Here is a 15,874-nt window from a genome sequence, read left to right as displayed (position 1 = left end):
GGCTTTCGAGGGAGGTGAACATGCGGTTGATTGGCTGTTTTTTATTGGCGCTGACGTCGAACCAGGCGCTGGCCCAGGCTTGTGTCGTGCATAGCCAGGCAGAACGGCTCGATGTAAAAGTCTGCCAGCAGAACCGCAATATTCCGCAGAAACTGTTCGCCGACGGCTTCTGCCAGCCAAACCTTGCCGGACAAAAAGTCGAGGTACAGTACGTCGATCAATGCCCTGGCGGCGCGTTTGGCATCTGCAGCAATGCCCAGGTCGCCAATATGCCCTACCGCCAGGATATTCACTATTACGGCGTAGCCAGCGATGCGGCCTATTTGCAGCCGTTCTGTGAAGGACAAAGTCAGGGCAACTGGCTCAAACCTTAAGCGAGCCAGTCCAGAGTCAGGATCAATCGCCGCTCCCCCGGCGCCAGCTGCGGCGAGCGATGGATCATGCCCATGCCCTCATTACCATGCCACTTCTCGCCTTTGAGCAGCGCCACATCGCCACAGGCAAACTGCTGAACCGCATGCGGGTCACCCGGTTCAGCGTCAGGTTGCCCCAGACATCGACGATCCATCACACCTTCCTTTAGCCACTGGCTGCCCGCGCCAGCGTACGTGGTGATCAGCCGTACCGGCACATGGTCGACGTGAAAACGCGGGCACATGGCCTTGTCCAGCGTTCGCAGGCGCAGACCGACACGTTTGGCGCCCAGCAGGCAGGCAAACGCACTGACCAGCCAGGAGACATCGGTGATGAAGCCTTCATAGCCATGCAGATCGCCAAAGCCTGCGGCGAGACCGTCCAGTGCCGGTTGCGCGTCCTCGTGCGGCAGGTCGAGCACCCGCGATTCGGCCAGAGGCTGATCCATGGAAAGCACCATTGCCGCAAAATCGCTGATGTGCGCCGGCAGTTGACGTTGCCAGACAGCCAGGTTGGTATCGTCGTCCAGAATGTGCGTCAGGATCCGCGGGGTATCGCCCTGAACCTGGCGTACCGGCACTTCCCGCTTCGGATTGGGCGCCAGCATCACGCTGCCGCCTCGTCATGCCAAGGGCCGAACGGATCCGGCAGCAAACGCCAACTGTCGACACCCAGGGCCATTTCCGCGTCACTGAGCAGACAAGCATCCAGCTCGGCGGTCAGTTGCGTGAAGTCGATATTCTGGCCGATGAATACCAGCTCCTGCCGGCAATCACCGGTGGTGGGAAGCCAGTTTTTCAGGATGGCTGCGCTGCTTTCCTCATCTTGCGGCCATTGGCTTTTCGGCACGAACCGCCACCAGCGCCCGGCGAATCCATGTCGCATCAAGCCGCCGGCCTGGGACCAACTGCCCGCTTCCTCATGTTTGCTGGCCAGCCAGAAGAAGCCCTTGGAGCGCAGGAGCTTGCCATTGGTCCACGGACGGTCGATAAAACTGAAAAAACGCTGGGGATGAAACGGCCGGCGCGCCCGGTAAGCTGTCGAAGCGATGCCGTATTCTTCGGTTTCGGGCACGTGCTCACCGCGCAGTTCCTGCAGCCAGCCCGGTGCTTGAGCCGCGCGCTCGAAGTCGAAGAGGCCTGTGTCGAGGATCTTTTCCAGCGGTACTTGGCCCATGACCATGGGAATGATCTGCGCCTGGGCGTTGAGCCGTTCCAGAATCGCGATCAACTCCTCCCGTTCGTGACGGCCAATCAGGTCGATTTTGCTGATCAGAATCACATCGGCGAACTCGATCTGCTCAATCAACAGATCAGTAATGGAACGCTCATCCTCCTCCCCCAGGGTTTCGCCGCGTGAAGCGAGGCTTTCGGCCGCCTGGAAATCCAGCAGGAAATTGACCCCATCGACCACTGTCACCATCGTGTCCAGCCGTGCCACATCGGCCAGGCTGCGGCCTTGTTCATCACGAAAAGTAAAGGTTTCCGCCACCGGCAAGGGTTCGGAAATCCCCGTGGACTCGATCAGCAGATAGTCGAAACGGCCTTCCCTGGCGAGCTGGCCGACTTCTTCCAGCAGGTCTTCACGCAACGTGCAGCAAATGCAGCCGTTACTCATCTCCACTAGTTTCTCTTCAGACCGGCTTAGGGTGACATCTCGCTGGACTTCGCTGCCATCGATGTTGATCTCGCTCATATCGTTGACGATCACCGCGACGCGCAGGTTGTCGCGATTGCGCAGGACGTAATTGAGCAGTGTGCTTTTACCGGCGCCGAGAAATCCGGACAGCACGGTTACAGGGAGACGATTGGGCACCAGGTATATCCTCATCGGGCGGGCCGCGCTGATGCGGTTGAATGCATGTCGCGGCTCTTTTCTTCAGGCTTGGGTTCGGTTCAAGGTCTAAGCCTTTTTAATGTTATAGTATAACAACAACATTTAACCAGCCTCTCGGCTCAACCGGTCTGAAGTAAAAAACATGCGCAGTTTTCTGAAATTCGTATTCGCAAGCCCGATGCTGCTATTGGCGCTAGATGCTTCAGCCCAGAGCCCTATGTTGGCAAACTGCACTCGCAGCGCGAATTTACTGGCCTGTGTCGATGGGCAAGGTAATGCCTACAGCGTCATGACGGCCGGAAACACCCTGCATCTCCGTGGATTTGAAGTAAATGGCCGCCGCTATTGGGCACAAACCACTAGCCGCTATGGCCAGCTGACGTTCTTTACCGGAATAGCTTCTGACGGAGAGACCTGGGTGGGATACAGCCGGCGCGTAGGTTGGACGACACTCAACCGTTTCTCGAGCTCGGGTGGAAGCACTGGGAAATTTTTATGCGGACGCATAAGCGGTTGCCAGGACGCACCACGCTGATGTTTCACGTGGAACGGTACGAAAAGCCCTCACACCCAGCAAAATGAAACTGCGTTCATGAACTAGTGCTCGTCGAACACACTGTTATAGTATAACGTTTGTGGTGTACCTATGACGGACCTTGAATATGAATGCGTTCACTCTGCCGGACGTTGCCGCGCAGGCTTCGCGCCAGGCCTTGCCCCTTGACTGGGTAGGCATGTGCGGCATCGCGGTACCCGTATTGATCGACGGTCAGCGTCTTAACGCGATCGCTGATGCCGGTGTCAGCCTTGACGACGGTGAAGCCCGAGGCATCCATATGTCACGCTTGTATCTGGCGCTGGAGCTGCTCGAAAGCGCAGCGCTGTCTCCCATGCTGTTACGCCGAATCCTCCAGCAATTCCTCGACAGTCACGCCGGTCTGTCCGACGCCGCCTCGCTGAGCATTTGTACCGATCTACTGTTCAAGCGCCCTGCGCTAGTCAGCCCACTGGCTGGCTGGAAGCGCTATCCGGTCAGCATCGAGGCCCACCTGAAAAATGATGTGTTCCACGTGGAACTGACCATTCAGATTGCCTACTCGTCCACCTGCCCTTGCTCGGCCGCGCTCGCTCGTCAGTTAATCCAGCAGCAATTTGTAGACGACTTTGCCAATAAAGCGCTCGAGCACGCCGGAGTCCTGGCTTGGCTAGGCTCATCAAAAGGCATCCTCGCCACGCCTCACAGTCAACGCAGCACGGCCACGGTGAAGCTGAGACTGAACAGCGACGTCGACGAATTGCCGCTGCTGTCGCTCATCAACGAAGCCGAAGCAGCCCTGGGCACGGCCGTACAAACCGCCGTGAAACGGGCAGACGAACAAGCCTTCGCCCTCGCCAATGGTCAAAACCTAATGTTCTGTGAAGACGCCGCGCGGCGGCTGAGCATGGCTTTGAGGCGATCCCCCGATATCGCCAGCCTCGATGTGCGAGTGGTGCACGCCGAAAGTTTGCATGCCCATGACGCTGTGGCACAAAGCCGTTGGGTCAGGGAGGCACTGTGATTCGTTGCCAGTCATTGCGCTGGGGCGCCCCGGGCCACCCCCTCACACCCCCGTTGAACATAGAGCGGCCGGCGGGAAGCCTGACGGCCATCGTCGGAGCCAACGGTGCGGGCAAAAGCAGCCTGCTGAAAGTGCTGGCGGGCCTGCAAAAACCCCTATCCGGCAAAGTCGTGCTGGATGTTCCACGTCGCGGCAGCGTCTCGTTTCTGGCGCAACAGCAACATCTGGATCGGCAATTTCCGATCAGCTTGCAAGAGCTGGTGGCGGCGGGATCCTGGGGGAGCAGGCACACGCCAGCGATGCGCCGCCATCGCTTGAAAGCCGTACTGCAAGACTGGGCGTTGGATGGCCTGGAGCATCGCTCCTTAATGGCGTTGTCGGGAGGCGAGTTGCAACGCGCCCTTCTCGCCCGTTTGAGTTTGGCTGAAGCGCCCCTGCTGTTGCTCGACGAACCCCACGCCGCCCTCGACGAACAAGGCCAGGCGCTACTGTGGAAACACCTTCACGGCTGGCATGCCGAAGGCCGCACCCTGGTGGTGGTTTGTCATGATCTCGCTGCGGTGCGCCAACATATTCCTCATACACTATTGGTCAGCCAGGCCGGTTGCACGCTGGGCCGCAGTGTCGATTTGATTACCCAACAACCCCTCACGCAGGTGGCCTGATGCTCGCGGCCACCCATCTCTGGCAACCCTTTCAGGAATTTGTCTTCATGCGCCGGGCGCTGCTGGGCGGCCTGGTATTGGCGTGCAGCACGGCACCGCTTGGGGTGTTTTTGATTCTGCGACGCATGAGCCTGATAGGCGACGCCGTCGCTCATGGCATCTTGCCCGGAGCCGCACTGGGTTTCTGGTTTGCCGGGCTGAGCCTGCCAGCCCTGACGCTGGGCGGACTCGGTGCAGGCTTGAGCATGGCCGGGGTGGCAGCCTGGATTACCCGTCGCACCGGTCTGCGGGAAGACGCCAGCCTTGCGGCGATCTATCCCATTTCCCTGGCCGCCGGTGTGTTGATTCTTGGTATGGCCGGCAAACGCCTGGACTTGCTGCACCTGTTGTTCGGCTCCGCGCTGGCGGTAGATGGCCCGACACTTACCGGCATGCTCTGGGTTTCGGGGGTCAGCCTGCTCGCGATGGCGCTGATTTACCGACCGCTGTTGCTCGACACCCTGGACCCTCTTTTCCTGCAAACCGTCAGTCGGCTGGGCCCACTGGCCCATGGCGTATTTCTGACCTTGGTCGTGCTGAATCTGGTCATCGGCTTCCAGGCCATCGGTGCACTGATGGTGGTCGGTTTGATGATGTTGCCGGCTGCCGCTTCACGATTCTGGAGCCGCCGTTTGCCGGTTCTGATGGGAGTCGCGGCGCTGCTTGGATGTGTGTCGGTGTGGCTCGGACTGCTGTTGTCATTCCACTTCTCGCTACCCAGCGGGCCGGCCATCGTACTGGTGGCGGGCGCGTTGTATCTGCTGTCCGTAGTGTTCGGTCCGGTGCACGGTTTGCTGCGTCGCCCGCCTTTACTCACATCCCAATGAGGTGTTTCCCGATGCGCGTTCTGCTCGTGCTGTTCAGTCTGATGCTGTCCTTATCCACGTCTGCAGCCGAAAAGCTCCAAGTGGTGACCAGCTTCAGCATCCTTGCCGACATGACCCAAGAGGTCGGCGGCGAGCATATCCAGATCACCAACCTGGTGGGGCCGGACGCGGATGCTCACACTTACGAACCCACGCCAGACGACGCCAAGGCGTTGCTCAGCGCCAAACTGATCATCAAGAATGGTCTGGGTTTTGAACCGTGGCTGGATCGCCTGGTCACCAGCACCGAAACCAGCGCACCGGTGATCAGCGCCAGTCGCGGCGTTATTCCTCGTTCGCTGGATGAAGAGGGCGAGACCGTCCCCGACCCGCATGCCTGGCATAACCTGGCAAACGCCGAGCTGTACGTCAGGAACATCACCAAGGCGCTGGAAGCCGCCGACCCGGCCCACCAGGCCGACTACGAACGTAACAGCCAGGCGTATCTGAAAAAGATCTATGCGCTGCTCGCCGATGCCAAGGCCAAGCTTGGTGCCTTGCCACCGGGCAATCGCAGGATCGTGACGTCCCACGATGCCTTCGGCTACCTGGGACAGGCCTATGGCATTGAGTTTATCGCGCCCCAGGGGCTGTCCACTGAACGGGAGCCCTCGGCCGCCGATGTCGCGGCGCTGATTACCCAGATACGCCAAGCAAAAGTAAAAGCCGTGTTCATGGAGAACATCAAGGACGCGCGCCTGCTCAAGCAGATAGCGGCTGAAAGCGGTGCGCACATCGGCGGCACGCTGTACTCCGATGCGCTGGCGGCCAGCGGACCGGCCAGTTCTTTCATCGGGCTGTTCGAGTACAACCTGAATACGTTGTACGACGCGTTGCGCCGGCCATGATTTGCAAGCGCCCTTGAACGAACTTCCGTGGGAGCAAAGCTTGCTCGCGACGCGCACGAGCCTTGCTGCCACAGATCAACCAGGTCATGTACGCCAGAGCTGGATTCAAGCCCTCGGCTTGACCGTCCCGCAATCCTGCCCCAGCCACACGGCGCGAGTGTCCAGGCTGCCGTTCTGCTGGATACCGGTGGCATTGAATGTGCCGTTCACCGCCGTAGTGAATTCCCGATCACTCTGGAATGTTGCCACCCCATTGCCTTGGGCTTTCGGACAACTGAAACGAAACTTCCACTGATTGCCGGTGCGCTCGGTGATCTGCTGCTTGCACCCCGATTGCGGGTCTTGCAGCGGAATGTCATTGGTCTGGACCTGCTCCGGGGTCAGGCATACGCGAATACCCTTGCCACCCATGGTGATGCCCTGCTTTTCCAGCATCGCCCGTTGCTCCGGGGTGATCTGGTTTTGCAGTTGGCCAAGAATCAGTTGCAGGTCCGGCAGATTCTGGTTGTCGACCTTCATATTGCTTGTAGTCAGTTCCCACAACCCTGGTTGAAGCATCTGCGCCTGAGCCGCCACAGAAACCGACAAACCAATCGTCAGGGCCAAACCCAGCAGACAAACTTTCATCACAAGCACTCCAGAGGACAGGTGGCCGTTAGACGTCTCCCACAGGCTTCGGTTCAGGCTCGGCAGGAGTGAATTAATTAGCGACATCCGTCGTGGAACATGGTCTGTTAAGCATTGAAACTTCAGGAGCAAGGCTGCCCCATGGATTACTTCGGCCCGCATGTTTTCGGTTACCTGATCGCACTGCTTCACACTCTGGGTTCCATCGCCGCCGTTCACGCGGTGCTTACGGTGCGTACCGCTCAGGGTTCCATCGCCTGGGCCCTGTCGTTGGTATTTATCCCCTACCTGACATTGATTCCCTACCTGGTTTTCGGCCGGAGCACGTTCGACGGCTATATCAAGGCGCGCCGGCAAGCCAACGAAGAAATGCGCAAAGCGGTTTCCGAGCTGAACTGGCGGCCATGGGTCGAAGAAGCCCTCGCCGCCCGCGCCTCTGAGGCCTACGCCTCGTTACGGGCGATGCCCAAGCTGGGCCGCACGCCGTGCCTGGCGAACAACCAGGTGCGCTTGCTCATCAATGGCTTCGCCACATTCGAGGCGATTTTCGAGGCCATTGAGAGTGCCCGGGAAGCCGTGCTGATTCAGTTTTTCATCATCCACGACGACCGCCTCGGTCAACGTCTGAAAACGCTGCTCCTGAAGAAAGCCGCCGAAGGTGTTGCGGTGTATCTGCTGTATGACCGCATTGGCAGCCATTCCCTGCCCCACCGCTACGTCCAGGCTTTGCGTGATGGTGGGGTCCATGTCAAAGCCTTCGCCACCCGTAGCGGCTGGCTCAACCGATTCCAGGTCAATTTTCGCAACCATCGCAAAATCGTCGCGGTGGACGGCGTCTTGGGTTTCGTTGGCGGCCATAACGTGGGCGATGAGTACATGGGTGAAAAGCCGCCCTTGGCGCCATGGCGCGATACCCATGTGGAAGTACGCGGGCCCGTCGTGGCGAGCATGCAAGAGTCGTTTGCTGAAGACTGGTTCTGGGCGGCCCGCTCATTGCCGCCGCTCATCCTGCCGGACGCGTACCCGGATGATGGCGTACTCTGCCAGTTGCTGGCCAGCGGCCCGGCCGACGCGTACGAAACCTGTTCACTGTTTTTTGTCGAAGCGATCCATGCGGCCAGCGAACGTGTCTGGATCACCACGCCGTACTTCATTCCTGATGAAGCGGTATTCGCTGCGTTGCGCCTGGCGGTATTGCGCGGGGTAGACGTGCGCATCTTGCTGCCCTCACGCCCGGACCATAAGGTCGTCTACGCGGCGTCGAGCCTGTACGCGTTCGAAGCCGTACGGGCCGGCGTGCGGGTGTTTCGTTATGAGCCGGGCTTCCTGCACCAGAAAGTCGTGCTGATTGACCGGGAAATCAGCGCCATCGGCAGCGCCAACCTGGACAATCGTTCGTTCCGGCTCAACTTCGAGGTGATGCTACTGACCGTGGATATTTCGTTCGCCACTCAGGTCGAGCAGATGCTCGAGGACGACTTCGCCCAAGCGCTGGAAATAGACAAACAGGAAAGCCGGGAGACCCACCGCCTGCAGAAGATCGGCATGCGGATCGCCCGGCTTATTTCCCCGATACTCTAAGTGGCACACATCTGATCAAGGGGTATAGATGTCGTCGCGAGTCCAGGGCAATTCATGGCTGCCATCGGCGTGCGTCTTCACCGCCAGGATCTGGTGCAGGTTGATCCACCCCTTGGCGAATGCGTAGGCGCATCCGGCCAGATAAAGCCGCCAGATCCGCAGCGCTTGCTCCGGCACTTCTTTGGCGGCGGCCTCAAGGTTGTCTTCCAGCCGCTCACTCCAATGATCGAGCGTGCGGGCGTAATGCATGCGCAGGCTTTCCACATCGACAATCTCCAACCCCGCTTCGCTGATCTGGGCGGAAATCATCGACAGGTGCGGCAGCTCGCCATTGGGGAACACATACTTCTCAATGAACTCGCCCGCGCCACGTCCGACCGGGCGGCCATCAGTGTGCTTGGCGGTGATGCCATGGTTCATCACCAAGCCACCCTCGCGAACCGCGCCGAAAAGCGTTTTGCAGTACTGCTGGAGATTGGCATGACCGACATGCTCGAACATGCCGACGCTGACCACCTTGTCGAAGCGACCGTCCTGGGGCAGGTCCCGATAGTCGAGCAACTGCAACTCCACTTGATCCTCCAACCCCTGCGCCTTGACCCGTTCCCGAGCGAGGGTCAGTTGCGCCTGGCTGAGGGTAATGCCGAAGACCCTGGCGCCGAATTCCCGGGCAGCGTAACGGGCCAAACCACCCCATCCGCACCCCACATCCAGCAGATAATCACCGGGTTGCAGACGCAGTTTGCGACACAGATGGCGGAATTTGGCTTGCTGGGCTTGTTCGAGGGTTTCGCTACCGGTCTCGAAATAGGCACAGGAATAAGCCATGTCGCTGTCGAGCCACAGCTGATAGAACGCGTTGGAAAGGTCGTAATGATAGGAAATCGCTTTGGCGTCGGTTTCCTTGTCATGAACTGAACGCACGGGTTGATTCGCGCCATCGTCTTCCATCAGCGCCTGACTCAGTTCATCACAGACGCGAATGACTTCGTTGATCGAACCTTCGAGTTCCAGCTTGCCTTCTACAAACGCCGCACCCAGCGCGTTCAGACTGGGGTGGGTGAATTGCGCGACCATTTGTGGGTCCTTGACCACGATCGTGACGCTAGGGTCGGCACCCAACGTAAACTCATGGCCGTCCCAGAGCCGCAGCCGAAGCGGTAAATGCAGATTCTGTAAGGCCGGTGGAAGTTGCGCGAGCATGAGATATCCCCCTTGTTTCAGACGACTGAAATGAGGGTAGACCATCCTAGAAAAATAGCAGGCTATCGAATTTATAGCCTTTTTCTATCGCCTTCCACATCTACTGTTCTAACCAGTAACTCCCTGAAGGGGTACACCCTCTGCGTAGCTGACTATGAGTATGGCCTACAGTTCGCCGAAATTCCCCTTTGGTCGAGGGTCTCGATTTTCAACAACGGTTCCTGAAACCGCAAAAGACGCCCGGCATTGCCCAAGACCAGCAACGTGCTCACGTTATGCAGCAATGCCGCGATCATCGCCCCAGCCGCGCCAAGCCAACCGAATGCGGCGAAAGCGATGATCGCCAGCGTCCAACCCAACCCGATGATCACGTTGACCTGCAACGTGCGCCTGCATCGACGACTCAGGCGCACGCAGGTGCCGAGGCGGCGCAGGTCACTGCCGATCAATACAATGTCCGCCGACGCAAGCGCGATGTCCGAGCCACCCGCCCCCATCGCTATGCCCACTACTCCGGCCTTGAGCGCCAGGGAATCATTGATGCCATCCCCCACCACCATGGGTCGCAAGCCGTGGTCGATCTCGGCCATGACCCGTTTAAGTTTGTCTTCAGGCAAAGCGTGAGCCTGCACTTCGCCAATACCGATTTCCCGCGCCAGTCTGTTGGCTACGCTCTGGCGGTCCCCGGTCAGCAACAACTGGCGCCCCAGGCCCAGCGCCCGCAACTCAGCCATGGCCTGGCGCGCTTCCGGCTTGGTGCTGTCGGCCAACAACAGCCAGGCGATGAACGTTCCCCCCAAGGCCAGGCCGGCAATAGGTCCGTCATGGTCAGGGATCGGCGAAGTCTCGATCCCCAACCGGGCGAACAACTCAGCCCGACCAAGAGCCGCCTCACCTTGGTCGGTCATCGCCACCACACCCAACCCTTGGTGTTCGTGGATTTCGGTCAGCGGCAGATATTTTTCCGGCGCCACCAACCCAGCCAACGCACGACTGACCGGATGGCTGCTGGCCGAACCGAGGCTGGCGGCCAATGGCAGCAGAAAGGATTCATGCTCGCGGACGCTGTCGATGGATTGCAGGCGAAGGATGCCGTGGGTAAGCGTGCCCGTTTTGTCGACGACCAGCGAGGTCAGGTCCGCCAGTTCCTCCAGGAAGGCCGAACTACGGATCAGGATTCCATGACGCGCCGCGACTGCGATGCCGGCAACCGCCGTCGCCGGAGCTGACAGGACCAGTGCGCAAGGACACGCTGCCACCAACACCGCCAGCATCGCCTGGGCGTCGTTTGTAACGAACCAGGTCACCGCCGCCAACAGCAACACCAGCACCAGATAGCTGGCGGCGTACCGTTCAAGCAACCGGGTGATGGGCGGCTTGGAACGCTCGGCGTTTTGCATCAGGGCAATGACTCTGCCCAGCGTCGACTCATCCCCCGTGCGAGTCACTTCCAGGCGTAGCAGGCCATCGAGGTTGATCGCGCCCCCAAAAACCTCAGTGCCCACCAGCGCCTCCAACGGCACCGATTCACCCGTAATGGGCGCGGTGTCGAGACTGGCCTGGCCAGACAGGACCCGACCATCCACCGGCACCCGATCACCGGCGCGCACCTCCACCACATCGCCGGGTTGGAGCGTGGCGTTGTCGACTTCAATTATCGAGCCGTCGGCCTGAACCTTGCGCCCCTGGCTTCGGGTCAGTTGGGCGAGGGCATCGATGGCTTCCTGGGAACCGAGGACGCTGCGCTCCTCCAGCACGTGACCAAAGGTCATGATGATCGGCAACAGCGCAGCCGTCAGCAAATCCCCCGTGGCCCAAGCGCCGAGCATGGCCAGGGCAATCAGTTGATCGGTGACGCCATGCAGGCTCGGATATCGCAGGCTGTACCAGGCCGAACGCATCACCGGTACAGCCACCAGCACGGAGGCCAATCCCCACAGTAATTGACTGACAGCATTCTGCTCTGGTGCCCATCCGCGCCATACCAGACCCAACGCGAGCAGACCGAGGGCAATCATCGCCAGCGTCAGTTGCCGCGCAACCGTACGCTGTTCACTGGAAGACAACATGGGCGCGGTGAGGGTTTCGGCGTTCATTGCTCAGCGCCCTGAATGATCAGGCGGGAATCGTCTTGCGGATCGACCGTTGTCACCGAACCGGCTTGGCGAAGAATCCCGGGTATACGTTCACGATAAAGGCGTAGCCACATCTGAGGATCGCTCTCCTGAGTCTTCGCCAGGCTGAGGACCGTAGCAGTGTCAGCCGAGGCTTTGGCGAGCCGTTCACTGGCCTGAGCATGGGCAATCTGAAGGGCACGGTCGGCGTCCTCGCGGGCGGTCTGGGTCAGTTTCTCGGCTTCGGTGCGGGCGTTCGCCACGGCTTGGTCCGCCTGCTGGCTAGCGGTCAGTACCGCATTGAACGCACTCACCGCAGGGCCCGGAAGGCTCGATTGCACATCGACGCGCACCACCTCGATCCCTAGCCCCTGCCCTGTCGCGGCAAGATCGGCCAAGCGTCGATTGATGCCCTGGAGCAGATCACTGCGCAAGCGTTCACGGCTCTCGGCCGCTTGGTTATCGCGGCCGATCAATTCGGGGCGAGCCACGAGAATCGTATCCAGGTCCCGAGCTGCAGTAAGACTTATGGCGCTGCGGGTGACCAACCGGTCCAGCGCCGGCAACACATGCTCGCCCTGTACAACGAAGGCATAGGGCTCGCTGACTTTGTAGAACACCCGCACATCCAACTGCACCACTCCCGCGTCACCGGTCAATAGATAGCCAGAACCGGCCAGCGCATCGCTGACCGGTGAGGCAAAACTGGCGACGCGGTCAGCCTGCAAAGCCGCATCCGAACGCAGCAGGTTTTCAACCCGCCGCTCCAGGACCCGATCCGCCGCCGGCAGCAAGATCACGTGTTCCACCGGACGAGGCCAAGCAAGCAAAAGGCCGGCATTCTGGACTCGATCCAGGGCGCCGAAACGCAGGATCACTGCACGACTCTGCGGATCAATCTGTCGCACATTTGAAAATGCCCAGGCCAGCGCGGCTAAAACCGTGACGGCATAGAGCGCCAGAAAGGCTAGCCGTCCGGCCTGAATCCAGGGGCTGACGGAGGTATTTGTTCCACGTGGAACCAAACTCATGGCCGTGTTCCACCTAAACGTTCCACGGATGGTGGGCCCTCTACCAAGGCGCGAAACGGTGCGGCGTCGGTGCGCAAAATCAGTTTCGTACCCGGGGAAACAATTGTTCCCAAGGTGTCCAGCGAGCGCAGAAGGTTGTAGAGCTGGGGGGACCCGGCGTATGCCTTGCTATAGATCCCGGCAGCTTCAACACGGGACTGCGCCTCGATCTCAGCCGCTTTCACCTTTGCATCGGCCTGAAGAATCCTCGCATCACGCTCTGCGGCAGAACGAATCTGCGCCGCTTCACGCTTACCAATGGCGGTGCGCTCAGTAGCAATGGTTTCACGCTCAGCGCGCATGCGATCCACCGTCGCAGTCAGCGTCACCGACGGTAAGGTCAAGCGCTCGATGCCAACTTGCAGCACCCGAACGCCGTAGGTGCTGAGCAATTGTTGATCAATCTGCTGCCGCAACTGAGCTTCAAAATCGGCGATGCGCACTTGGCTGGCATCGGTGTTGACCAGGCTGGCCAAATCAAAACTGGCGGCGGTGGTTTCCAAGGCTGAACCAACGAACGTGCGAATCTGCCGTGCAGCTTCATCCGGTTGATTCTGCACCGCACGCATAAAGCGCTGAACGTTTTGCGGGTCACCCTGCACCTGCCACGCCACGTAGGCCTGAACAATGATCCGCAATCCGTCGCGGGTACCCACGTCCTGAAGCCCGCTGGAGGTGGTGCGTAATCGCAGGTCCACCGGGATCGCCGCTTCGAACGGTGCCGGCCAGTGCCAGTTCAAACCTGGTTGCAGCAGCACCCGCGCCGGATTGCCGAAACGGGTAATGACCGTCGCCTCTCCCGAGCGCACTTGCACCAGGCTGGAGGCAGCGATAGCAAACGCCACCAGCAGCGCCGCCCAGCCCACCCGGCCCCAAGGAAACGGGCCGGCCACATGTGGATCGTCATGATGGTGATGATGCCCGTGGTGATGGTGGTGGCCGGCATGAGCGTGACCGGGATGATCATGGTGATCATGTGAAGAAGACTGGCTCAATGGGCAGCTCCTGGCTGGACCGGGTTAGGCGGCGAGGCGGGATCCGCCGGCAGCGTGAACGTACGCAAATCGAGGGTGGGCGCGTTGCTCCCAGCCCCCAGGCGATGATCGAGAATCAGCAGCTTTGCATTGCCAAGTCCCTGGCTTAGCTGGCTGAGATATTGCTCCAGCACAAAAGCATGGCCAGCCGTTGCGTAGGCTTGGCGTTCGGCGTTGAAGCGCAAGTCGGCGGCTTGGGCGGTCGCATTGATTTCTCGGGCGGTGGCTTGAGCCTGGTCATGGATGATGCTGGCTTGCAACTGCGCCTGGTTAGTCTGCTGCGCTGCGGCACCACGCTCCCGGGCGATCAGGGCCTGGGCGCCAATCTGCGCCGCTTGCACGCCGTGATAGGCATTGGCGGCGCCGGCCGGCGGATGAATCGCTTCGACCACCGTTGCCAGAATTTCCACACCGCTGTCGAGCCTCTGCAAGTCAGCCTGTACTGCACGGCCGATTTCATCCGCCAGACTGATCCGATCGACACCCAGCAAACCATCGAGCGTCCGCGAGGCGAACTCATGCACCAGGACGCGGCTGGCGGTGCTGCCGATCAGCGCGGGCACATCGGCACTGTTGTAGGTGGCCGCCAGTGCCGCCGCGTCGGTGAGGCCGATGCGATAGACGAAACGCACGTCCATGTTGACGATCTGGAAGCTCTGCTGGTCGGCTCGGCGGCTGGCAATGACTTGGGATTTTTCGTTCACATGACTGGCGTCCCACAATCGATTGGCAGCCGCGGGTGCCGGTCCTTCCACTGAATCAGCCTCGGTAACCATCCGGTTGCCGCCGACGCTGGTGGCCAGTTCATGCACGACGCCGTTCTCGACGTTCAACACCCTGCCCAACGGCCACGGCAAGCCGACTTGCAGGCCAGGGCCGAATACTTCCACCGGTTTACCAAAACGCTCGTAGATGCCCCGCCCTTGCAACGGAACCTCATGCACACCAGTCAGCAGCCACCCCACCAAGGACACTAGCGCCACCACCGGCAAAAAGGCGCGACGCATGTAGCTGAACGCCCAGATCTGACGCAAGTCGATCCCGAAATGGCTGTGCAGCTCATGTTGCAGCGCCGACAATGGCCGTGGTGGCCAGCGCAACAGGTCGGCGACGACGCTTCGGCCCAGCAATGATGGCTCCAGGGAATCCCGGCGCGGGCTGAACAACGACAGCAATGCGCGCAGTAACAATTCCGCCGCCACCAGAGCCGGCAGCACCCCCATCAGCACGGCCAGGCGCACCGGCCAGATGGACGTTTGTGCGGCGAACAGCACGCACAAGGCGCCCAGCACCAGTACGACAATCGCCACCCGGGTCAGCTGAGCCAGCGCCTGGGCCTCCGGCCATTGCTGAGGGGATTGCTGGACCCACTGACGCTCCAACACCAACAACCCGAACGCCAGCAGCAAAGAGAGCACCGCTCCCACACTGGCCGACACGCCGAGCTCGGTCGCAGGTAATTCCAGGTTCCAGGTTTGCTCCAGACTGAACAGCACCAGGAGTGCCCAACCGAGCAGCCACAATGTGGGGCCGCCGATGTGCTTGAGCAGGGCGATCCAACGGACACTGATTCGATCCAGCAGGCGCTCATACCAGCCATGGTCATCCACCGGCGGGGTTTTAGAAACCGGGATATCCATAACCGGCATCAACGCCCTGCCCCGCCACTGGGTGATCCACCAGGCCGATTGCAGACCCGCCACCAGCACCCATACTCCGGCACTCTGACTGACCAGCAGCGGCGGCCACATCGACTGCGGCGAGAACAACCCGATGAAAAACGCCACCACCAGGCCCATGCCCGCTACGCCACCCAACCCGAAGGCGATCCGCCTCAAACGACGCCCCCGAAAGAGCGCCTGCTGGAACCGCGGCAACTGGGCTACCTCTGCCCCCTCGACATCAAGATCGATTTGCATACCACCCCGACGCGGCTCTGTTACATATCGTTACCTTATAACGACTCTTGTGAAATTTATGTTTGAGCACCTTCTCGCAAATTCTCGACCCTGGCCCTT

General features: G+C 60.3%; 15 protein-coding genes. 7 read left to right on the top strand and 8 right to left on the bottom strand.

Annotated elements, in window-relative coordinates; translation table 11 throughout:
* Window positions 1-20 precede the first annotated feature (20 nt).
* Entirely contained in the window at window positions 21-374 is a 354-nt protein-coding gene (locus T3A99_RS15990; RefSeq protein WP_047226688.1) for a hypothetical protein, read from the top strand.
* Here the strand turns inward: T3A99_RS15990 and T3A99_RS15985 are convergent.
* Window positions 371-1,021 (bottom strand): DUF1826 domain-containing protein, encoded by a 651-nt coding sequence (locus T3A99_RS15985; RefSeq protein ID WP_322834555.1) that lies wholly within the window; start codon window positions 1,019-1,021, stop codon window positions 371-373. The genes T3A99_RS15990 and T3A99_RS15985 overlap by 4 nt on opposite strands.
* Window positions 1,021-2,229, bottom strand: a complete 1,209-nt coding sequence (gene zigA / locus T3A99_RS15980) for a zinc metallochaperone GTPase ZigA (RefSeq protein WP_322834554.1) — start codon at window positions 2,227-2,229, stop codon at window positions 1,021-1,023. The genes T3A99_RS15985 and zigA overlap by 1 nt, the downstream gene beginning before the upstream one ends.
* 163 nt (window positions 2,230-2,392) lie before the next feature.
* Between zigA and T3A99_RS15975 the strand changes: the two genes are divergently transcribed.
* The 5 genes from T3A99_RS15975 to T3A99_RS15955 all read left to right on the top strand — a co-directional run bounded on the left by T3A99_RS15975 (window position 2,393) and on the right by T3A99_RS15955 (window position 6,227).
* Window positions 2,393-2,785, top strand: coding sequence for a glutamine synthetase (locus T3A99_RS15975; RefSeq protein ID WP_080962874.1), 393 nt, complete (start codon window positions 2,393-2,395; stop codon window positions 2,783-2,785).
* A gap of 127 nt (window positions 2,786-2,912) precedes the next feature.
* Window positions 2,913-3,809, top strand: coding sequence for a GTP cyclohydrolase FolE2 (gene folE2 / locus T3A99_RS15970; protein WP_047226685.1), 897 nt, complete (start codon window positions 2,913-2,915; stop codon window positions 3,807-3,809).
* Window positions 3,806-4,474 carry a metal ABC transporter ATP-binding protein gene (locus T3A99_RS15965; RefSeq protein ID WP_047226684.1) on the top strand — a complete coding sequence of 223 codons (669 nt, stop codon included), beginning with the start codon at window positions 3,806-3,808 and terminating at the stop codon, window positions 4,472-4,474. Before folE2 ends, T3A99_RS15965 begins: the two co-directional genes overlap by 4 nt.
* Window positions 4,474-5,340, top strand: coding sequence for a metal ABC transporter permease (locus T3A99_RS15960; RefSeq protein ID WP_047226683.1), 867 nt, complete (start codon window positions 4,474-4,476; stop codon window positions 5,338-5,340). Before T3A99_RS15965 ends, T3A99_RS15960 begins: the two co-directional genes overlap by 1 nt.
* Before the next feature lie 11 nt (window positions 5,341-5,351).
* On the top strand, window positions 5,352-6,227 hold the full coding sequence (locus T3A99_RS15955; RefSeq protein WP_047226682.1) for a metal ABC transporter substrate-binding protein: 876 nt from the start codon (window positions 5,352-5,354) through the stop codon (window positions 6,225-6,227).
* Between the two features lie 105 nt (window positions 6,228-6,332).
* Here the strand turns inward: T3A99_RS15955 and T3A99_RS15950 are convergent, their stop codons facing one another.
* On the bottom strand, window positions 6,333-6,854 hold the full coding sequence (locus T3A99_RS15950; RefSeq protein ID WP_047226681.1) for a DUF3617 domain-containing protein: 522 nt from the start codon (window positions 6,852-6,854) through the stop codon (window positions 6,333-6,335).
* 141 nt (window positions 6,855-6,995) lie between these two features.
* On the opposite strand from T3A99_RS15950, the gene cls reads away from it, so the two are divergent.
* Complete coding sequence (gene cls, locus T3A99_RS15945) at window positions 6,996-8,435, top strand: cardiolipin synthase (RefSeq protein ID WP_047226680.1); 1,440 nt, start codon at window positions 6,996-6,998, stop codon at window positions 8,433-8,435.
* Window positions 8,436-8,450: 15 nt separating this feature from the next.
* Here the strand turns inward: cls and cfaB are convergent, their stop codons facing one another.
* The 5 genes from cfaB to T3A99_RS15920 all read right to left on the bottom strand — a co-directional run bounded on the left by cfaB (window position 8,451) and on the right by T3A99_RS15920 (window position 15,775).
* Window positions 8,451-9,638: a C17 cyclopropane fatty acid synthase CfaB gene (cfaB, locus tag T3A99_RS15940; protein WP_047226679.1), complete on the bottom strand. Its 1,188-nt coding sequence runs from the start codon at window positions 9,636-9,638 to the stop codon at window positions 8,451-8,453.
* A gap of 152 nt (window positions 9,639-9,790) precedes the next feature.
* Window positions 9,791-11,734: a cation-translocating P-type ATPase gene (locus T3A99_RS15935; protein ID WP_322834553.1), complete on the bottom strand. Its 1,944-nt coding sequence runs from the start codon at window positions 11,732-11,734 to the stop codon at window positions 9,791-9,793.
* Window positions 11,731-12,783 (bottom strand): protease modulator HflK, encoded by a 1,053-nt coding sequence (locus tag T3A99_RS15930; protein WP_322834552.1) that lies wholly within the window; start codon window positions 12,781-12,783, stop codon window positions 11,731-11,733. Before T3A99_RS15930 ends, T3A99_RS15935 begins: the two co-directional genes overlap by 4 nt.
* A complete protein-coding gene (hflC, locus tag T3A99_RS15925) occupies window positions 12,780-13,817 on the bottom strand; it encodes a protease modulator HflC (RefSeq protein WP_107323159.1) in 1,038 nt (345 codons plus the stop codon). Before hflC ends, T3A99_RS15930 begins: the two co-directional genes overlap by 4 nt.
* Window positions 13,814-15,775 (bottom strand): protease modulator HflK, encoded by a 1,962-nt coding sequence (locus T3A99_RS15920; RefSeq protein WP_322834551.1) that lies wholly within the window; start codon window positions 15,773-15,775, stop codon window positions 13,814-13,816. Before T3A99_RS15920 ends, hflC begins: the two co-directional genes overlap by 4 nt.
* Window positions 15,776-15,874: the final 99 nt, after the last annotated feature.

The organism is Pseudomonas sp. N-137 (genome assembly GCF_034555295.1).
Lineage (GTDB): Bacteria > Pseudomonadota > Gammaproteobacteria > Pseudomonadales > Pseudomonadaceae > Aquipseudomonas > Aquipseudomonas rhizophila.
The sequence above is the reverse complement of the archived record's forward strand: the minus strand, read 5'-3'. Positions and strand labels throughout refer to the sequence as shown.

Excerpts from the sequence above, each read along its gene's own strand:
- T3A99_RS15990 (WP_047226688.1), top strand. The coding sequence starts at position 21 with ATGCGGTTGATTGGCTGTTTTTTATTGGCGCTGACGTCGAACCAGGCG.
- T3A99_RS15985 (WP_322834555.1), bottom strand. The coding sequence starts at position 1,021 with ATGCTGGCGCCCAATCCGAAGCGGGAAGTGCCGGTACGCCAGGTTCAG.
- T3A99_RS15975 (WP_080962874.1), top strand. The coding sequence starts at position 2,393 with ATGCGCAGTTTTCTGAAATTCGTATTCGCAAGCCCGATGCTGCTATTG.
- folE2 (WP_047226685.1), top strand. The coding sequence starts at position 2,913 with ATGAATGCGTTCACTCTGCCGGACGTTGCCGCGCAGGCTTCGCGCCAG.
- T3A99_RS15960 (WP_047226683.1), top strand. The coding sequence starts at position 4,474 with ATGCTCGCGGCCACCCATCTCTGGCAACCCTTTCAGGAATTTGTCTTC.
- T3A99_RS15955 (WP_047226682.1), top strand. The coding sequence starts at position 5,352 with ATGCGCGTTCTGCTCGTGCTGTTCAGTCTGATGCTGTCCTTATCCACG.
- T3A99_RS15950 (WP_047226681.1), bottom strand. The coding sequence starts at position 6,854 with ATGAAAGTTTGTCTGCTGGGTTTGGCCCTGACGATTGGTTTGTCGGTT.
- cls (WP_047226680.1), top strand. The coding sequence starts at position 6,996 with ATGGATTACTTCGGCCCGCATGTTTTCGGTTACCTGATCGCACTGCTT.
- cfaB (WP_047226679.1), bottom strand. The coding sequence starts at position 9,638 with ATGCTCGCGCAACTTCCACCGGCCTTACAGAATCTGCATTTACCGCTT.
- T3A99_RS15935 (WP_322834553.1), bottom strand. The coding sequence starts at position 11,734 with ATGAACGCCGAAACCCTCACCGCGCCCATGTTGTCTTCCAGTGAACAG.
- T3A99_RS15930 (WP_322834552.1), bottom strand. The coding sequence starts at position 12,783 with ATGAGTTTGGTTCCACGTGGAACAAATACCTCCGTCAGCCCCTGGATT.
- T3A99_RS15920 (WP_322834551.1), bottom strand. The coding sequence starts at position 15,775 with ATGCAAATCGATCTTGATGTCGAGGGGGCAGAGGTAGCCCAGTTGCCG.